This window comes from Klebsiella sp. CN_Kp066 (assembly GCF_040065135.1).
Taxonomy (GTDB): Bacteria; Pseudomonadota; Gammaproteobacteria; order Enterobacterales; family Enterobacteriaceae; genus Klebsiella; species Klebsiella oxytoca.
In genome coordinates this window covers 64,506-80,705 of the sequence record NZ_JBEAIU010000032.1, presented here as the reverse complement: position 1 = coordinate 80,705, position 16,200 = coordinate 64,506, and the positions used below count along the sequence as shown (strand labels likewise).

At 54.8% G+C, this 16,200-nt stretch carries 17 protein-coding genes and 1 tRNA gene; 12 read left to right on the top strand and 6 right to left on the bottom strand.

The annotated features are described in order from the left end of the window. Window positions 1-102 precede the first annotated feature (102 nt). Window positions 103-178: transfer RNA gene (locus tag ABLV75_RS11405), tRNA-Trp, on the top strand. 82 nt (window positions 179-260) lie between these two features. Here the strand turns inward: ABLV75_RS11405 and hdfR are convergent. Then, window positions 261-1,082 (bottom strand): HTH-type transcriptional regulator HdfR, encoded by an 822-nt coding sequence (gene hdfR / locus ABLV75_RS11400; protein ID WP_004107593.1) that lies wholly within the window; start codon window positions 1,080-1,082, stop codon window positions 261-263. Between the two features lie 118 nt (window positions 1,083-1,200). On the opposite strand from hdfR, the gene ABLV75_RS11395 reads away from it, so the two are divergent. Continuing rightward, a complete protein-coding gene (locus ABLV75_RS11395; protein ID WP_004097464.1) occupies window positions 1,201-1,539 on the top strand; it encodes a DUF413 domain-containing protein in 339 nt (112 codons plus the stop codon). A gap of 23 nt (window positions 1,540-1,562) precedes the next feature. Here the strand turns inward: ABLV75_RS11395 and ABLV75_RS11390 are convergent, their stop codons facing one another. Next, window positions 1,563-3,083: a YifB family Mg chelatase-like AAA ATPase gene (locus ABLV75_RS11390; protein ID WP_024274872.1), complete on the bottom strand. Its 1,521-nt coding sequence runs from the start codon at window positions 3,081-3,083 to the stop codon at window positions 1,563-1,565. A 350-nt stretch (window positions 3,084-3,433) separates the two neighbouring features. Here ABLV75_RS11390 and ilvL point away from each other — a divergent pair, with 350 nt between their 5' ends. The 6 genes from ilvL to ilvA all read left to right on the top strand — a co-directional run bounded on the left by ilvL (window position 3,434) and on the right by ilvA (window position 9,977). After that, window positions 3,434-3,532 (top strand): ilv operon leader peptide, encoded by a 99-nt coding sequence (gene ilvL / locus ABLV75_RS11385; protein ID WP_001311244.1) that lies wholly within the window; start codon window positions 3,434-3,436, stop codon window positions 3,530-3,532. Between the two features lie 139 nt (window positions 3,533-3,671). Continuing rightward, entirely contained in the window at window positions 3,672-5,318 is a 1,647-nt protein-coding gene (gene ilvG / locus ABLV75_RS11380; protein WP_004107597.1) for an acetolactate synthase 2 catalytic subunit, read from the top strand. After that, the gene (gene ilvM / locus ABLV75_RS11375) at window positions 5,315-5,572 is read left to right on the top strand and encodes an acetolactate synthase 2 small subunit (protein WP_004107599.1); all 258 of its coding nucleotides are present in this window, start codon (window positions 5,315-5,317) and stop codon (window positions 5,570-5,572) included. Before ilvG ends, ilvM begins: the two co-directional genes overlap by 4 nt. A 16-nt stretch (window positions 5,573-5,588) precedes the next feature. Further along, window positions 5,589-6,518 carry a branched-chain-amino-acid transaminase gene (gene ilvE, locus ABLV75_RS11370; RefSeq protein ID WP_004107600.1) on the top strand — a complete coding sequence of 310 codons (930 nt, stop codon included), beginning with the start codon at window positions 5,589-5,591 and terminating at the stop codon, window positions 6,516-6,518. Between the two features lie 61 nt (window positions 6,519-6,579). Beyond that, entirely contained in the window at window positions 6,580-8,430 is a 1,851-nt protein-coding gene (gene ilvD / locus ABLV75_RS11365) for a dihydroxy-acid dehydratase (protein ID WP_023329094.1), read from the top strand. A 2-nt stretch (window positions 8,431-8,432) separates the two neighbouring features. Continuing rightward, window positions 8,433-9,977, top strand: coding sequence for a threonine ammonia-lyase, biosynthetic (ilvA, locus tag ABLV75_RS11360; RefSeq protein WP_024274874.1), 1,545 nt, complete (start codon window positions 8,433-8,435; stop codon window positions 9,975-9,977). 69 nt (window positions 9,978-10,046) lie between these two features. Here the strand turns inward: ilvA and ABLV75_RS11355 are convergent, their stop codons facing one another. Both ABLV75_RS11355 and ilvY read right to left on the bottom strand, forming a co-directional pair. After that, complete coding sequence (locus ABLV75_RS11355; RefSeq protein ID WP_004107609.1) at window positions 10,047-10,436, bottom strand: hypothetical protein; 390 nt, start codon at window positions 10,434-10,436, stop codon at window positions 10,047-10,049. A gap of 9 nt (window positions 10,437-10,445) precedes the next feature. After that, the gene (gene ilvY, locus ABLV75_RS11350; protein ID WP_004107613.1) at window positions 10,446-11,336 is read right to left on the bottom strand and encodes an HTH-type transcriptional activator IlvY; all 891 of its coding nucleotides are present in this window, start codon (window positions 11,334-11,336) and stop codon (window positions 10,446-10,448) included. 153 nt (window positions 11,337-11,489) lie between these two features. Between ilvY and ilvC the strand changes: the two genes are divergently transcribed. After that, entirely contained in the window at window positions 11,490-12,965 is a 1,476-nt protein-coding gene (gene ilvC, locus ABLV75_RS11345; protein ID WP_003018001.1) for a ketol-acid reductoisomerase, read from the top strand. A gap of 168 nt (window positions 12,966-13,133) precedes the next feature. Here the strand turns inward: ilvC and ppiC (ABLV75_RS11340) are convergent, their stop codons facing one another. Continuing rightward, a complete protein-coding gene (ppiC, locus tag ABLV75_RS11340; protein WP_004107616.1) occupies window positions 13,134-13,415 on the bottom strand; it encodes a peptidylprolyl isomerase PpiC in 282 nt (93 codons plus the stop codon). 52 nt (window positions 13,416-13,467) lie between these two features. After that, window positions 13,468-13,749: a peptidylprolyl isomerase PpiC gene (ppiC, locus tag ABLV75_RS11335; protein WP_016808199.1), complete on the bottom strand. Its 282-nt coding sequence runs from the start codon at window positions 13,747-13,749 to the stop codon at window positions 13,468-13,470. A gap of 193 nt (window positions 13,750-13,942) precedes the next feature. On the opposite strand from ppiC (ABLV75_RS11335), the gene ABLV75_RS11330 reads away from it, so the two are divergent. The 3 genes from ABLV75_RS11330 to pnuC are packed head-to-tail and all read left to right on the top strand — an operon-like array spanning window position 13,943 to window position 16,150. Further along, window positions 13,943-14,647, top strand: a complete 705-nt coding sequence (locus ABLV75_RS11330) for a Crp/Fnr family transcriptional regulator (RefSeq protein ID WP_004107618.1) — start codon at window positions 13,943-13,945, stop codon at window positions 14,645-14,647. Between the two features lie 25 nt (window positions 14,648-14,672). Next, on the top strand, window positions 14,673-15,422 hold the full coding sequence (locus ABLV75_RS11325; protein ID WP_004107619.1) for a nucleoside phosphorylase: 750 nt from the start codon (window positions 14,673-14,675) through the stop codon (window positions 15,420-15,422). Then, on the top strand, window positions 15,422-16,150 hold the full coding sequence (gene pnuC, locus ABLV75_RS11320) for a nicotinamide riboside transporter PnuC (protein WP_017145186.1): 729 nt from the start codon (window positions 15,422-15,424) through the stop codon (window positions 16,148-16,150). Before ABLV75_RS11325 ends, pnuC begins: the two co-directional genes overlap by 1 nt. Window positions 16,151-16,200: the final 50 nt, after the last annotated feature.

Here is a 16,200-nt window from a genome sequence, read left to right as displayed (position 1 = left end):
TGCCTGTCACGCAGGGGGTCGCGGGTTCGAGTCCCGTCCGTTCCGCCACTTATTAAAAAAATTAAGCCTGCTGATTAAGCAGGCTTAATGATAAGAAACTTTAGGGGCGTAGCTCAGTTGGTAGAGCACCGGTCTCCAAAACCGGGTGTCGCGAGTTCGAGTCTCTCCGCCCCTGCCATATAATAATCCTTTGCTCAGGCAAAGGATTTTTTTTGCTTTAAATTTCCCTTCGTTCATCCTCCGTCCCTGGAGGAGTCATCCTATCCTAATATGCTGTGCTTCAGGATCTCACGGATTTGCGCTTGCTTATCGCTGTTCTGTAGCCAAATCGCATAAAGAGGCCTTGAAAGCGTCACGCTGTCAGTGACAGTATGCAGGTTATTTTTTTCCTGCGCCCAGAGCACAGGCAACCACGTGCAGCCGTTAAGCGCGCTGAGCTGCTGATACGCTAATTCGGCAGAACTGGTGGTCAGGAGAGGAATATCATCATTTCCGATCAATCCCGCTTCATTTTGTTGAAAGTCAGGACCCCATTCCAGGCGCAAATAATTCAATTCATTTGTATTTTTAGCCGGCGAGGCGCAATAAAGCGCTAAGGTAAAATTACCCAGCAACTGGCTGCTTAGTTCATCCATCTTCGGCGATTCTGTCGTGATCAGTAGATCAAGCTGACGTTCGTGCAGCTGTTTGACCAACGATTGCCTCTGCGCGATTCGCGCCTCAAATTGTAGGTTATAGGGCTCTGTATAGAGCTTTCCTAACCACTCGTTAAGCAGGCATTCCCATAGCGAAGCGCTGGCTCCGATTGAAAATTCGTTATGCCGGGAGGCATTTGCGACCTCCTTGCGCGCAGCTTGCCAGGTGTTCATCAGGGTTTCGGCATAAGGCAGCAGTTTCTCTCCGGCTGAAGTCAGGCGGATATTATTGCGATGGCGGGTAAAAAGATTCACCCCCAGCTGGTTCTCCAGCTGACGAATACGAAAGCTAACTGCTGACTGCGTCAGATAAAGCGCCTCTGCGGCTCGGCCAAAGTGGCGAGTTCTGCTCACCTCGAGGAAAGTCTTGAGCAATTCCGTATCCACACTCTTCTCCGCAAAATTATTTGTCGTGATGATTTAAATGTTTTGTTTGACGCTCTGTCAAGCGTAACTAATACTCCGCGCCATAAATAGCTCGGCCAAAGAATCAGGAGCGTGTAGGATGGCGGAAAGCTTTACGACAACTAATCGTTTTTTCGACAATAAAAATTATCCGCGCGGGTTTTCCCGTCATGGAGATTTCACCATCAAAGAGGCGCAACTGCTGGAACGTCATGGTTATGCCTTTAATGAACTCGAACTAGGTAAACGCGAGCCTGTCACCGACGATGAAAAACAGTTTGTTTCGGTCTGCCGTGGTGAACGTGAGCCCGCAACGGAAGCAGAACGCGTCTGGATCAAGTACATGGCGCGCATTAAGCGTCCGAAGCGTTTCCATACTCTTTCCGGCGGCAAGCCGCAGGTGGAAGGCACGGAAGATTACACGGAAAGCGATGATTAAGAAAAAGGGCGTAAGCCCTTTTTTTACGTCATCATTTTTTGCAGATGGCTCAACATTCTGTCTATTGCCCGATAGCCAAGAGCCTCCTGCAAATGACGGCGTTCAATACGATCGACCTTCTCAATATCGGCAATCGTGCGTGAAACTTTAAGCAGGCGCTGCCAGGCCCGGATTGAGAGCCCCAGTTGCGTAAGCGTCTGCTCCAGCCAGATTGCGTCATCTTGATGAAGCTGGCACCAGATTTTCATCTCATTATTCCCCAGATTTGCATTGAGTTTTTTCTGTCGTGACAGTTGCCTTTCGTGCGCAGCCAAAACGCGTTGGCGTACGCAGGCGCTGCTCTCTTCTTCGTTTGTTCCCCGGCTAAGCACCCCCGGCGGCGGCAGAGGAATTTCCAGTGAGAGATCGAAACGGTCAAGAAATGGGCCAGATAAACGGGCCAGGTAGCGTAGCGTCTGTTCTGGAGATGCGCGATTATGCTGACCCTGATAGTGGCCCGTGGGGCTGGGATTCATTGCTGCAATAAGCTGAAAACGGGCGGGATAATCGATTTTCGCGCGCGTGCGGGAGATATGGATTACCCCGGATTCAATCGGTTCTCTTAATGCATCCAGAACCCTGCGTTCAAATTCGGGCAGCTCATCCAGGAACAGCACGCCATTATGAGCGAGAGAGATCTCTCCCGGTGTTGGAATAGAGCCGCCACCCACCATCGCAGCCAGGGACGCGCTATGATGCGGAGCTCGAAATGGCCTGCGGCGCCAGTTTTTCATCGCATAACTGGAATTGACCAGGCTAAGTATTGCCGCGCTTTCCAGCGCTTCCTGGTTACTCAGCGGCGGTAGTAGCCCAGGCAGCCGACTCGCAAGCATCGTTTTCCCTGTGCCGGGTGGGCCTATCATCAGCAGGTTATGTCCGCCTGCAGCGATAATTTCCAGCGCTCGCTTTCCTTGCTGCTGACCAATAACCTCGCGCAAGTCTAATGAAGACTCATCTGAGCTCTCCGCTTCCGGAATGGGATGATTTAGCGGGTTTTTTCCCTCCAGAAAGGCGCAGACCTCCTGAAGATGGGCGGCGATAAGACAGTCACTGCCGCCGATTAAACCCACCTCAGGAGAATTCTCATGAGAGACAATAATCTTTCTGCCCGCTCTTATCGCCTCCATCGCGCTGGATATAGCCCCAGGAACGCCACGTAGAGCGCCTGTAAGCGCCAGCTCGCCGACAAACTCGTATTGATTTAGCCTGGGAGCATTTAGCTGCTCAGAGGCCACCAGAAGCGCGAGAGCGATAGGTAAATCATATCTTCCCCCTTCTTTTGGCAAATCGGCTGGCGCCAGATTGATGGTGATTTTTTTCGCCGGCCAGGCGTAGCCGCTGTTGATAATCGCACTACGTACCCGGTCACGCGCTTCTCTGACCGTTGTTTCAGGCAACCCTACCATCGTCAGGCCAGGGAGTCCGTTGCTGATATGAACTTCAACTGTGATAAGGGGGGCGCCGATCCCAAGAGCGGCGCGGGTGTAAACAATGGCGAGTGACATAAAACCTCCTGAGAGCTGGCATTATGTCGGGGATTTTTTGTCGGGTAATTCAGCAATTTTAAATTCCAGGCGTTCGCTTCCAGCCAATTTTCCGTGAATTGCCGCTTTGCACTCGTTGCGGATACAGACTCGCAAAACATTGTTATCAGCCAGCGATGCGAGAAAAAGCTGTGGCGCTCGCCACAAATTGAAATATTTTCATTTCCTGTTTTTCCTATTAAAAACAATTGTTTTTTCGTAAATGGTTAGCAAGGTAAGAAATAGGGTCATAAAAAAATCTTGTATTTAATGCGATGTCTGTGGTACCTCTTTAGGTATTCCTTCGAACATGAAGCCAGAAAGAACATAAAATGACAGCCCTTCTACGAGTGATTAGCCTGGTCGTGATTAGCGTGGTGGTGATTATTATCCCACCGTGCGGGGCTGCACTTGGACGAGGAAAGGCTTAAAAAACAAGCCTTAACGAACTAAGACCCCCGCACCGAAAGGTCCGGGGGTTTTTTTATAACTTAAAAACAGAAAAGAGGAGCAGATGATGGTTGGCAGCATAAAATTCTGTTTCTCTCGATCTACGACGGGGAAGTAACTATGAATGGGGCGCGGTGGGTGGTACATGCTTTGCGAGCACAGGGTGTCGATACTGTTTTTGGCTATCCGGGTGGCGCAATTATGCCGGTTTACGATGCATTGTATGACGGCGGCGTGGAACACTTACTGTGCCGGCATGAACAAGGCGCAGCCATGGCGGCTATCGGCTATGCCCGGGCTACTGGCAAAACCGGCGTATGTATTGCGACGTCAGGACCGGGCGCAACCAACCTGATTACCGGCCTCGCCGACGCGCTGTTGGATTCCGTTCCCGTCGTTGCCATCACCGGCCAGGTTGCCGCTCCGTTCATTGGTACTGATGCATTCCAGGAAGTGGATGTTCTCGGTTTATCGCTGGCATGCACTAAGCATAGTTTTCTGGTGCAGTCGCTGGAAGAGCTGCCGCGCGTCATTGCCGAAGCATTCCATGTGGCAAACTCAGGGCGCCCCGGCCCGGTACTGGTCGATATCCCCAAAGACATCCAGCTGGCTCAGGGCGATCTCGATCCGCATTTCTCCATGGTAGCCGATGACGTTGACTTCCCATATGCGGATATCGAATACGCTTTGCAGATGTTGACTCAGGCGCAGAAGCCGATGCTCTACGTTGGCGGCGGCGTGGGTATGGCGCAGGCGGTACCGGCGCTGCGTGAATTTCTTGCCGTCACGCAGATGCCGGCAACGTCTACCCTGAAAGGGCTGGGCGTGGTGGCAGCTGATTATCCATACTATCTGGGCATGCTGGGGATGCATGGAACTAAAGCGGCCAATCTGGCGGTGCAGGAGTGCGATCTGTTGATTGCCGTAGGCGCTCGCTTTGACGATCGCGTGACCGGCAAGCTGAATACGTTCGCCCCGCACGCCAAAGTTATCCATATGGATATCGATCCGGCAGAACTGAACAAGCTCCGTCAGGCGCATATTGGCCTGACTGGCGACTTGAACGTGATGCTGCCGGCGTTGCAACAGCCGCTGTCCATCGACGCCTGGCGTCAACGTAATGCTCAGCTGCGCGCCGAGCACGCGTGGCGCTACGATCATCCGGGCGAGGCCATCTATGCTCCATTGCTGCTGAAGCAGCTTTCCGAGCGCAAACCAGCAGATTGCGTCGTGACCACCGATGTGGGCCAGCATCAGATGTGGTCAGCGCAGCATATGACCTATACGCGTCCGGAGAATTTCATCACTTCCAGTGGATTAGGGACCATGGGCTTTGGCCTGCCGGCAGCAGTGGGCGCGCAGGTGGCCCGTCCTGATGATACGGTAATCTGTATCTCCGGTGACGGCTCCTTCATGATGAACGTGCAGGAGCTGGGCACCGTAAAACGCAAGCAGTTGCCGCTGAAGATAGTGTTACTGGATAACCAGCGTTTAGGAATGGTTCGACAATGGCAGCAGCTGTTTTTCCAGGAACGTTATAGCGAAACCACCCTTACCGATAATCCCGATTTTCTTACTCTGGCCAGCGCCTTCGGCATTCCTGGTCAACACATCACCCGTAAAGACCAGGTTGAAGCGGCACTCGACACCATGCTTTCGAGCCAGGGGCCTTACCTGCTTCATGTCTCAATCGACGAACTTGAGAACGTCTGGCCGTTGGTGCCGCCCGGTGCCAGTAATGCAGAAATGCTGGAGAAATTATCATGATGCAACATCAGGTCGCCTTGCAGGCTCGCTTTAATCCAGAAACCTTAGAACGCGTGCTGCGCGTCGTGCGTCATCGCGGGTTCCAGATTTGCGCGATGAATATGGAAACCGCCGCCGATGCCCGGAATATTAATATCGAACTGACCGTTGCCAGCCAGCGGCCCGTCGAATTACTGTTTAGTCAATTAAGCAAACTGGTGGACGTCGCCTGCGTCGAGATCCAGCAACCTACATCACAACAAATTCGCGCCTGAGCGCAAAGGAAGAATAATGACGACGAAAAAAGCTGATTACATTTGGTTCAATGGCGAGATGGTTCCGTGGGGAGAGGCGAAAGTTCACGTGATGTCCCATGCGCTGCACTACGGGACTTCCGTATTTGAAGGCATCCGTTGCTACGACTCTCACAAGGGGCCGGTTGTGTTCCGTCACCGTGAACATATGCAGCGTCTGCATGACTCAGCCAAAATTTACCGTTTCCCGGTTTCCCAAAGCGTTGATGAGCTGATGGAAGCCTGCCGTGAAGTCATTCGTAAAAACAATCTGACCAGCGCCTATATTCGCCCGTTAGTTTTTGTCGGCGACGTGGGCATGGGCGTCAACCCGCCTCCGGGCTATAACACTGACGTGATCATCGCGGCGTTCCCGTGGGGCGCCTACTTGGGTGCCGAAGCTCTGGATCAGGGGATCGATGCGATGGTTTCTTCCTGGAATCGCGCAGCGCCGAACACCATTCCGACCGCGGCCAAAGCCGGCGGTAACTATCTTTCTTCGCTGCTGGTCGGCAGCGAAGCGCGTCGTCATGGCTATCAGGAAGGTATCGCGCTGGACGTGAACGGCTATATCTCTGAAGGCGCCGGTGAAAACCTGTTTGAAGTGAAGGATGGCGTGCTGTTTACCCCGCCGTTCACCTCCTCCGCGCTGCCGGGCATCACCCGCGACGCGATCATCAAACTGGCGAAAGAGCTGGGTCTGGAAGTGCGCGAACAGGTATTGTCTCGCGAGTCGCTGTATCTGGCCGACGAAGTATTTATGTCCGGCACGGCTGCAGAGATTACGCCGGTGCGCAGCGTTGATGGTATTCAGGTGGGCGAAGGTCGCTGCGGCCCGGTCACCAAACGCATTCAGCAAGCATTCTTTGGCCTCTTCACCGGTGAAACCGAGGATAAATGGGGCTGGTTGGATCAGGTTAATAACTAAGTATAAAAAGATGGGGCGGCACGCAACGCCCCATTTAACAGACACTGGGAGTAACTAAAGCATGCCTAAGTACCGTTCCGCCACAACCACTCACGGCCGTAATATGGCGGGTGCCCGCGCGCTGTGGCGCGCCACTGGAATGACCGACGATGATTTCGGTAAACCGATTATCGCCGTGGTGAACTCTTTCACCCAGTTCGTGCCGGGGCACGTTCACCTGCGCGATCTCGGCAAGCTGGTTGCTGAGCAAATTGAAGCCGCTGGCGGCGTCGCTAAAGAATTCAACACCATTGCGGTGGATGACGGGATCGCGATGGGGCACGGGGGTATGCTTTATTCACTGCCATCCCGCGAACTGATCGCTGACTCGGTGGAGTACATGGTTAACGCCCACTGTGCTGATGCGATGGTCTGTATCTCCAACTGCGATAAAATCACTCCCGGGATGTTAATGGCGTCTCTGCGCCTGAATATTCCGGTAATTTTTGTTTCCGGCGGCCCTATGGAAGCCGGGAAAACCAAACTGTCCGATCAAATCATTAAACTCGACCTGGTCGATGCGATGATTCAGGGCGCTGACCCGAAAGTCTCTGACGATCAGAGTAATCAGGTTGAACGTTCCGCTTGCCCGACCTGCGGTTCCTGTTCCGGGATGTTCACCGCCAACTCCATGAACTGCCTGACCGAAGCGCTGGGCCTGTCGCAGCCGGGTAACGGCTCGCTGCTGGCGACTCACGCCGATCGTAAACAGCTGTTCCTCAATGCGGGTTCGCGTATCGTCGAGCTGACTAAGCGTTACTACGAGCAGGACGACGCTTCTGCGCTGCCGCGTAATATCGCCAGCAAAGCGGCGTTTGAAAACGCCATGACGCTGGATATCGCCATGGGCGGTTCCACCAATACCGTCCTGCATCTGCTGGCGGCAGCGCAGGAGGCGGAAATCGACTTCACCATGAGCGATATCGATAAGCTTTCACGCAAAGTACCGCAGCTGTGTAAGGTGGCGCCAAGTACGCAGAAATATCATATGGAAGACGTGCACCGCGCGGGCGGCGTATTGGGTATTTTAGGCGAGCTGGATCGTGCCGGACTGCTGAACCGCGATGTGAAGAACGTGCTCGGTTTGACCCTGCCGCAGACGCTGGAGCAGTACGATATCACCGTCACGCAGGATGAAGCGGTTAAAAAGATGTTCCGCGCCGGGCCTGCGGGTATCCGCACGACGCAGGCTTTCTCTCAGGATTGCCGCTGGGACAGCCTGGATGACGATCGCGCAGAAGGCTGTATCCGCTCGCTGGAACACGCTTATAGCAAGGACGGCGGTCTGGCCGTTCTGTACGGCAACTTTGCCGAAAATGGCTGCATCGTGAAAACTGCCGGCGTAGACGATAGCATCCTGAAATTCACCGGCCCGGCTAAGGTATACGAAAGCCAGGACGCGGCCGTGGATGCCATCCTCGGTGGTAAAGTGGTTGCGGGTGATGTGGTAGTTATTCGCTATGAAGGTCCGAAAGGCGGACCGGGAATGCAGGAAATGCTCTATCCGACCACCTTCCTGAAATCCATGGGGCTGGGTAAAGCCTGCGCGCTGATAACCGACGGTCGCTTCTCCGGCGGTACTTCAGGCCTCTCCATCGGTCACGTTTCTCCGGAAGCCGCCAGCGGCGGCAATATCGCGATCATTGAAGATGGCGATATGATCGCCATTGATATCCCAAATCGCAGTATTCAGCTGCAGCTGAGCGATGCTGAGATCGCGGCGCGCCGTGAAGCTCAGGAAGCACGCGGTGATAAAGCCTGGACGCCGAAAGATCGCGAGCGTCAGGTTTCCTTTGCCCTTCGCGCCTACGCCAGCCTGGCAACCAGCGCCGACAAAGGCGCGGTGCGCGATAAATCGAAACTTGGGGGTTAATGATGGCCGAGTCGCAACCCCTGTCCGCCGCCCCTGAGGGGGCGGAATACCTCAGAGCCGTACTGCGCGCGCCGGTATACGAAGCCGCGCAGATTACGCCGCTGCAAAAAATGGAAAAGCTCTCGTCGCGCCTCGATAACGTTGTGCTGGTGAAGCGTGAAGATCGTCAGCCGGTGCACAGCTTTAAGCTGCGTGGGGCGTACGCGATGATGGCCGGGCTGACGGAAGAGCAAAAATCGCACGGCGTGATCACCGCTTCGGCGGGTAATCATGCGCAGGGCGTGGCTTTCTCCGCCTCTCGCCTGGGCGTGAAGGCGCTAATCGTCATGCCAACCGCCACCGCGGATATCAAGGTCGATGCGGTGCGCGGCTTCGGTGGTGAAGTGCTGCTGCACGGCGCGAACTTCGATGAAGCCAAAGCCAAAGCTATTGAGCTGGCGCAGCAGCAGGGATTCACCTGGGTACCGCCTTTCGACCATCCGATGGTGATTGCCGGGCAGGGGACGCTGGCGCTGGAGCTGCTGCAGCAGGATGCCCATATCGACCGCGTATTCGTACCGGTTGGCGGCGGAGGTCTCGCGGCGGGCGTGGCGGTGCTGATCAAACAGCTCATGCCGCAGATTAAGGTCATTGCGGTTGAAGCTGAGGATTCTGCCTGTCTGAAAGCCGCCCTCGATGCGGGCCATCCGGTTGATTTACCCCGCGTGGGGCTATTTGCCGAAGGCGTGGCGGTTAAACGTATCGGTGATGAGACTTTCCGTCTCTGTCAGGAGTATCTCGACGACATCGTCACCGTTGATAGCGATGCCATCTGCGCGGCGATGAAAGACCTGTTTGAAGACGTGCGTGCGGTAGCAGAACCTTCCGGCGCGCTGGCGCTGGCGGGAATGAAAAAATATATCGCTCAGCATAATATTCGCGGCGAACGCCTGGCGCACGTGCTTTCCGGTGCGAACGTCAACTTCCACGGTCTGCGCTACGTTTCCGAACGCTGCGAACTGGGAGAACAACGTGAAGCGCTGCTGGCAGTCACCATTCCTGAAGAGAAGGGCAGCTTCCTCAAGTTCTGCCAGCTGCTGGGTGGCCGGTCGGTGACCGAGTTTAACTACCGCTTCGCCGATGCAAAGAATGCCTGCATTTTTGTCGGTGTGCGCCTGAGTCGCGGTCTGGAAGAGCGGAAAGAGATCCTCAATCTGCTGCATGAAGGGGGCTACAGCGTGGTGGATCTCTCCGACGACGAAATGGCCAAGCTACACGTACGCTACATGGTCGGCGGGCGACCTTCGCAGCCGTTGCAGGAACGTTTGTTCAGCTTCGAGTTTCCGGAATCGCCCGGCGCCCTGCTGAAGTTCCTGCATACGCTGGGTACCCACTGGAATATTTCACTGTTCCACTACCGCAGTCACGGTACCGATTATGGCCGCGTGCTGGCGGCATTCGAACTGGGCGATCACGAGCCTGATTTTGAAACCCGCCTGCATGAGCTGGGCTACGACTGCCACGATGAAACCCATAACCCGGCGTTCCGGTTCTTCCTGGCGGGGTAGTTATTATGATGACCGGAAGAAACCGCCTCTTCCGGTCATCTGTCAGAATGACATAAATGGCAGCATGGGTTACTTCATCACCGTCCCACGTACATACTTATCCAGCTTGTCCGATTCATAAAAGTTCATGCATTGCGCCAGCACGTTATTGGCAGTCTGAGCATGGTCAGGGTGTAATGACATCGTTAGCCGATCAAAATCTTTCGTCTCTTTGGCGACGAACGTCTGAAATGCCTTCCACACGCCGGCATTATCCAGGGCGTATCTCTCAATCATAAATGACGCATCCTGCGACGGGGCCGATCGCGCGCCTTCAGGCGTTCGGGCTTTGTAATTCGCCACCAGGCATTGCTGAAGCGCCAGATGTTTGATATCCAGCACGGTAATGCCCTTCGGTTTTGCCTGGACGGTACAACATAACACCATGGCTATGGTTAATAGCAACGTCCCTGAACGCATGTTATCTCCTTATTTTGTTTGAACGATTTCCCAGAACGCATTAATCAGCGGTTCATGCAGTCGCTTTTTGGGCGCGCAGACGCCCAGTTCAAAAGGGGTTTTTTCGTCGCTACGCTCCAGAATCATTACGCGATTGCGCACCGGCTCCGGGCTATTTTCCAGCACCACTTCCGGCAGCAGCGCGACGCCGCAGCCGAGCGCCACCATGGATACCATGGCTTCATGTCCGCCCACCGTCGCGTAAATTGATGGATTACTGATTTTATGGCGACGAAACCACAGCTCAATGCGGCGGCGCACGGGGCCCTGGTCGGCCATGATAAAGGGTACCGTTGCCCAGTCAGGCTTCTCCACCGAGACCTGGTTGCGAACCGGACAAGGCAGCGCCGGGGCGATTAGCACCACCGCCAGATTTTCCAGCATTGCGAAGGCCACCGCGCCGGGAAGCGTTTCTGGCTTACCGGCTATTGCCAGATCGGCTTCACCCGTCACCACTTTCTCCATCGCATCGGCGGCATCGCCGGTGGTGAGCTTAATTTCCACCGAAGGGTGCTCGGCGCGAAAGCGATCGAGTATGGGAGGCAGGTGGCTGTAGGCGGCGGTTACCGAGCAGAAGATATGTAGCTCGCCCGACAGCGACGGCCCTTGCTGATCGATAGTGTGGCGCAGCTGCTGATACTGCAGCAGCGTCTGCTGGGCAAACGTTCGTAGCTCTTCTCCCGCTTCGGTAAGCGTCACCGTGCGGTTATCGCGGACAAACAGCGGCTGCCCGAGGTCTTCTTCCAGGCGCTGAATTTGCCGGGACAGTGTGGAAGGGCTGACGTGCATTGCCCGCGCGCTGCGGCCAAAATGGCGGCTTTCCGCCAGATGCAGGAAGGTTTTTAGATCGCGTAAATCCACCGGCGGCACTCCACGATTTTACATTGCAGAAATTGCAACGTGACGTTGTGAATATATCAATTTCCGCAATAAATTTCCTGTTGTAATGTGGGTACATTCTCGCTGAACCGCGAACCGAACAAAATAAGACACACAACATCACGAGGTATCATCATGGCTAACTACTTTAATACACTGAACCTGCGCCAGCAGCTGGCGCAGTTGGGCAAATGTCGCTTTATGGGTCGCGACGAATTCGCCGATGGCGCAAGCTACCTTCAGGGTAAAAAAGTGGTCATCGTCGGCTGTGGCGCTCAGGGTCTGAACCAGGGCCTGAACATGCGTGACTCCGGTCTCGATATCTCCTATGCGCTGCGTAAAGAAGCGATCGCCGAGAAGCGCGCATCGTGGCGTAAAGCGACCGAAAACGGCTTCAAAGTGGGTACCTACGAAGAGCTGATCCCGCAGGCTGACCTGGTGGTTAACCTGACGCCGGACAAGCAGCACTCTGACGTTGTGCGTTCCGTTCAGCCGCTGATGAAAGACGGCGCGGCGCTGGGCTACTCTCACGGTTTCAACATCGTGGAAGTGGGTGAGCAGATCCGTAAGGATATCACCGTTGTGATGGTAGCGCCGAAGTGTCCGGGTACCGAAGTGCGCGAAGAGTACAAACGTGGTTTTGGCGTACCGACTCTGATCGCGGTTCACCCGGAAAACGATCCGAAAGGCGAAGGCATGGCCATCGCTAAAGCCTGGGCTGCGGCCACCGGCGGTCACCGTGCGGGCGTTCTTGAGTCTTCCTTCGTGGCGGAAGTGAAATCCGACCTGATGGGCGAACAGACCATTCTGTGCGGTATGCTGCAGGCTGGCTCTCTGCTGTGCTTCGACAAGCTGGTGGAAGAAGGTACCGACCCGGCATACGCTGAGAAACTGATTCAGTTCGGCTGGGAAACCATCACCGAAGCGCTGAAGCAGGGCGGTATCACCCTGATGATGGATCGCCTGTCTAATCCGGCTAAGCTGCGTGCTTACGCGCTGTCCGAACAGCTGAAAGAAATTATGGCGCCGCTGTTCCAGAAACATATGGATGACATCATCTCCGGTGAATTCTCCTCCGGTATGATGGCTGACTGGGCCAACGACGATAAAAAACTGCTGACCTGGCGTGAAGAGACCGGTAAAACCGCGTTCGAAACCGCGCCGCAGTTTGAAGGTAAAATCGGCGAGCAGGAGTACTTCGATAAAGGCGTTCTGATGATCGCGATGGTGAAAGCAGGCGTTGAGCTGGCGTTCGAAACCATGGTCGATTCCGGCATCATCGAAGAGTCAGCTTACTATGAATCGCTGCACGAGCTGCCGCTGATCGCCAACACCATCGCCCGTAAGCGCCTGTACGAAATGAACGTGGTTATCTCCGATACCGCAGAATACGGTAACTACCTGTTCTCTTACGCTTGCGTACCGCTGCTGAAAGAGTTCATGACTACCCTGCAGACCGGCGACCTGGGCAAAGCGATTGCCGAAGGCGCGGTAGATAACGCTCAGCTGCGCGACGTGAACGAAGCTATTCGCAGCCACGCTATCGAGCAGGTTGGTAAGAAACTGCGCGGCTATATGACCGATATGAAACGTATTGCGGTAGCGGGCTAATTCCCCGTCGCCTTTCAACTTGCAGATGCGTTGGCTGCGTTCGTACACCCCAGTCACATAGTTATCTATGTGACTGGGGCTGTACTCACTTGCCGCCTTCCTGCAAGCTGAAATCCTTAGGGGAAAGCTGTGAGATAAAAAACCGGTGCAAATAAGACACCGGTTTTTTTATTTGCGGTACAGCACCTTGATGATGTGATAACCAAACTGAGTGTGCAGCGGGCCGGTTGGCTCCAGCTCCGGGCAGGAGAAGACGACTTTATCAAACGCCGGCACCATCTGACCCTGGCGGAATTCACCTAAATCGCCGCCGCGTTTGCCTGACGGGCAGATCGAGTGCTTCTTCGCCAGTTTGCCGAAATCGGCGCCGTTTTTAATTTGCTCCAGAAGATCCAGTGCCAGCTTCTCTTCTTTAACCAGGATATGCAGTGCTGCTGCCGTTTTTGCCATGATCGTACCTTGAGTGAATGGGGGATAAATCAGGGCGCAATAGTAGCATGGGCTAGCGGCGATAGAGCACCTTAATGATGTGGTAGCCGAACTTGGTTTTGACCGGTCCATATGGCTTGAGCAGCGGGCAGCTGAAGACCGCTTTATCAAACGGCCCGACCATAACGCCTTGATTAAACTCCCCAAGATCGCCGCCGTTGCGTCCTGATGGACATTTCGAATAGCGCTTTGCCAGGTGATCGAAGCTGACGCCACGTTCCAGTTTGGCGAGGATCTCGTGCGCCAGTTTCTCTTCTTTAACCAGGATGTGCAGGGCTGCTGCGCTTTTTGCCATTATGGTGTTCTCAGTCGCAAAGATATCCCGTTACTTTACCACCCGCTTTAGCCGTGGACCTATACTCTTCGCCATCGCGGGACAGATGTCTCGCCTGATAAACGGAAGCGGGAGATGAGCAACACTTTTATCCGGCGTATTCCCTCTGGTCAGGGACAGCCGTCCTGTCCTTATAGTCCTGGAGCGAGATAACATGGATACAATGAAAAAACCTGAATTTTCAGTTGGCTGGCTTTCGGGGCTGAGTGAGATCGTGAGCGATCCACAGCTCTATGAATTACTAAAATATTGTCCCCTCGAGATCATGCAGCGCTGGCGCTTCGAAGAGATCCCGCGCGGCGATTTTATCTGTCGACAGGGGGAGGTGTGTCAGCGCTTTTCGCTGATTATCGCCGGTGAGGTGGATGTTTTCTACGAGGCTGAAGATGGGCGCCGCTATCGCCAGGCCCGCTACCGAAAAGGCGATATGGTGGGCGAGCTCGAGATCTTTGAGTCGCGTCAGTACATCTGCTCGGTGGCGGCGGTGGGACATGTGCAGCTTCTCAGCCTGTCACAGGAATATTTCTGCCGCTGGCTGGCGTTAGATAACCATTTTAACCAGCGGATGCTGCGCTTCTTTAGCCAGCAATATTACCAGCTGTCGAAAAAGGCCAGCAGCGACAATCTTTATTCGTTGCATCAGCGGGTGTGCCAGGCCCTATGGCTGCGTTATCAGCAGGATGGCGCCAATGAAATCTTGCTGGATAAGCAGAATCTCAGCCAGGAATTTGCGGCGACGACCCGCAGTATTAACCGTATTTTGCATGATCTGAAAGCGCTACAAATTATTGATACCGATGGTGAACGCATTGTGTTGTTAGCTCCTGAAAAACTTAAACAGGAGGCTGATATCGGATAACCGCAAGAGTGAAGGAGGCGCGAGTATGTCGCTGCAACCCCATATCCAGTTAAACAAAGAGATGACCGGCGCGCGGTACGCGCTGCTGCCGGGCGACCCCCAGAGGGTCGACCGTATCGTCAGTTTTCTTGATAATCCCGAGCCGCTCGGTCAGAACCGGGAGTTTCGCGCCGCACGCGGCTGGTATCAGGGCGTGGAAATTTTGGTGCTCTCCACCGGAATCGGCGGCCCCTCCACTGCGATCGCCATTGAAGAGCTGCGCCAGATCGGCGTTACGACCCTGATTCGTATCGGCAGCTGCGGCGCCCTGCAGGATAATCTTGCGCTCGGCGACGTAATTATCGCCCACGGCGCGGTTATGGATGACGGCACCAGCCGAACCTATGCGCCGGCAGGCTATCCGGCCTGCGCCGACCCGCAGCTGACCTGGGAGCTGATGGCGCAGGCGCGGCAAATGAATATCCCCGCCGCGTGCGGACTGGTGCGCAGCCATGACAGTTTTTATACCGATCGCGAGGCGGAGCTGGATGCACAGTGGTCGGCGCTTGGCATTCTGGGGGCGGATATGGAAAGCGCCGCCCTGATGACCATCGGCGCGCTGCGCGGGTTACGTACAGCCTCATTGCTCAACGTAGTGGTTGCCCACAACGGTTGCCTGGATAGCAGTATCAATGATTATGTTCAGCAGGAGGCTCTGTGCCAGCAGGGCGAAGAACGGCAAATTACTCTGGCGCTGCGCGCCATTTATTCCGCTAGCCAGCAAGGAGGTTTATGATGGACTTTTTTAGCATTAACAATGTGATGGTCAATATTCCTCTCGGCGAAGGCGGCTATGCGCTATCGTGGATTGAAGCCATCGGTACCGTATTCGGCCTGCTGTGCATCTGGTGCGCAAGCCGGGAAAAAATCATCAATTATCTGTTTGGCCTGATTAACGTCACGCTGTTTGCGGCCATTTTCTTCCAGATTCAGCTCTATGCCAGCCTGCTGCTGCAGGTATTTTTCTTCGCCGCCAACATTTACGGCTGGTACGCATGGAGCCGGCAAAACGAGGCGCAGGAAGCTACGCTCAAGGTTCGCTGGCTTTCCCGTCAGCAAACGCTGGCGCTGGGCGCCGTTTGCGCGGTGGCGATCGTGCTGATGACGCTGTTTATCGATCCGGTGTTTGCGATGCTGACCCGCATCATGATTGCCCTGCTGCAAACGTTCGGCATGCAGGTGGCGATGCCCGACCTCCAGCCCGACGCCTTCCCGTTCTGGGATTCCACCATGCTGGTGTTGTCAATTGCCGCCATGGTACTGATGACGCGTAAGTTTGTCGAAAACTGGCTGCTGTGGGTCGTTATCGACGTGATTAGCGTGGTTATCTACGCGGTACAGGGCGTTTACGCAATGTCGCTTGAGTATGTTCTGCTGACGGCTATCGCGGTCATGGGCTCATACAGCTGGATCAAGAGCGCGCAGCGTAATGGCTATGCGCCGCTTGCCGCCGCCGGATCCTGATTTAGCGATTTACAGGCTGCCTGAAAGGGCAGCCTGTTGCTCTCTGTGCC

What these genes read in the sequence shown, in the direction of transcription:
- ilvC (WP_003018001.1), top strand. Translation starts at nt 11,490, where the DNA reads ATGGCTAACTACTTTAATACACTGAACCTGCGCCAGCAGCTGGCGCAG.
- ilvD (WP_023329094.1), top strand. Translation starts at nt 6,580, where the DNA reads ATGCCTAAGTACCGTTCCGCCACAACCACTCACGGCCGTAATATGGCG.
- ABLV75_RS11390 (WP_024274872.1), bottom strand. Translation starts at nt 3,083, where the DNA reads ATGTCACTCGCCATTGTTTACACCCGCGCCGCTCTTGGGATCGGCGCC.
- ABLV75_RS11325 (WP_004107619.1), top strand. Translation starts at nt 14,673, where the DNA reads ATGTCGCTGCAACCCCATATCCAGTTAAACAAAGAGATGACCGGCGCG.
- ABLV75_RS11395 (WP_004097464.1), top strand. Translation starts at nt 1,201, where the DNA reads ATGGCGGAAAGCTTTACGACAACTAATCGTTTTTTCGACAATAAAAAT.
- pnuC (WP_017145186.1), top strand. Translation starts at nt 15,422, where the DNA reads ATGGACTTTTTTAGCATTAACAATGTGATGGTCAATATTCCTCTCGGC.
- ppiC (WP_016808199.1), bottom strand. Translation starts at nt 13,749, where the DNA reads ATGGCAAAAAGCGCAGCAGCCCTGCACATCCTGGTTAAAGAAGAGAAA.
- ABLV75_RS11355 (WP_004107609.1), bottom strand. Translation starts at nt 10,436, where the DNA reads ATGCGTTCAGGGACGTTGCTATTAACCATAGCCATGGTGTTATGTTGT.
- ilvL (WP_001311244.1), top strand. Translation starts at nt 3,434, where the DNA reads ATGACAGCCCTTCTACGAGTGATTAGCCTGGTCGTGATTAGCGTGGTG.
- ilvE (WP_004107600.1), top strand. Translation starts at nt 5,589, where the DNA reads ATGACGACGAAAAAAGCTGATTACATTTGGTTCAATGGCGAGATGGTT.
- ABLV75_RS11330 (WP_004107618.1), top strand. Translation starts at nt 13,943, where the DNA reads ATGGATACAATGAAAAAACCTGAATTTTCAGTTGGCTGGCTTTCGGGG.
- ilvG (WP_004107597.1), top strand. Translation starts at nt 3,672, where the DNA reads ATGAATGGGGCGCGGTGGGTGGTACATGCTTTGCGAGCACAGGGTGTC.
- ilvA (WP_024274874.1), top strand. Translation starts at nt 8,433, where the DNA reads ATGGCCGAGTCGCAACCCCTGTCCGCCGCCCCTGAGGGGGCGGAATAC.
- ilvM (WP_004107599.1), top strand. Translation starts at nt 5,315, where the DNA reads ATGATGCAACATCAGGTCGCCTTGCAGGCTCGCTTTAATCCAGAAACC.
- ppiC (WP_004107616.1), bottom strand. Translation starts at nt 13,415, where the DNA reads ATGGCAAAAACGGCAGCAGCACTGCATATCCTGGTTAAAGAAGAGAAG.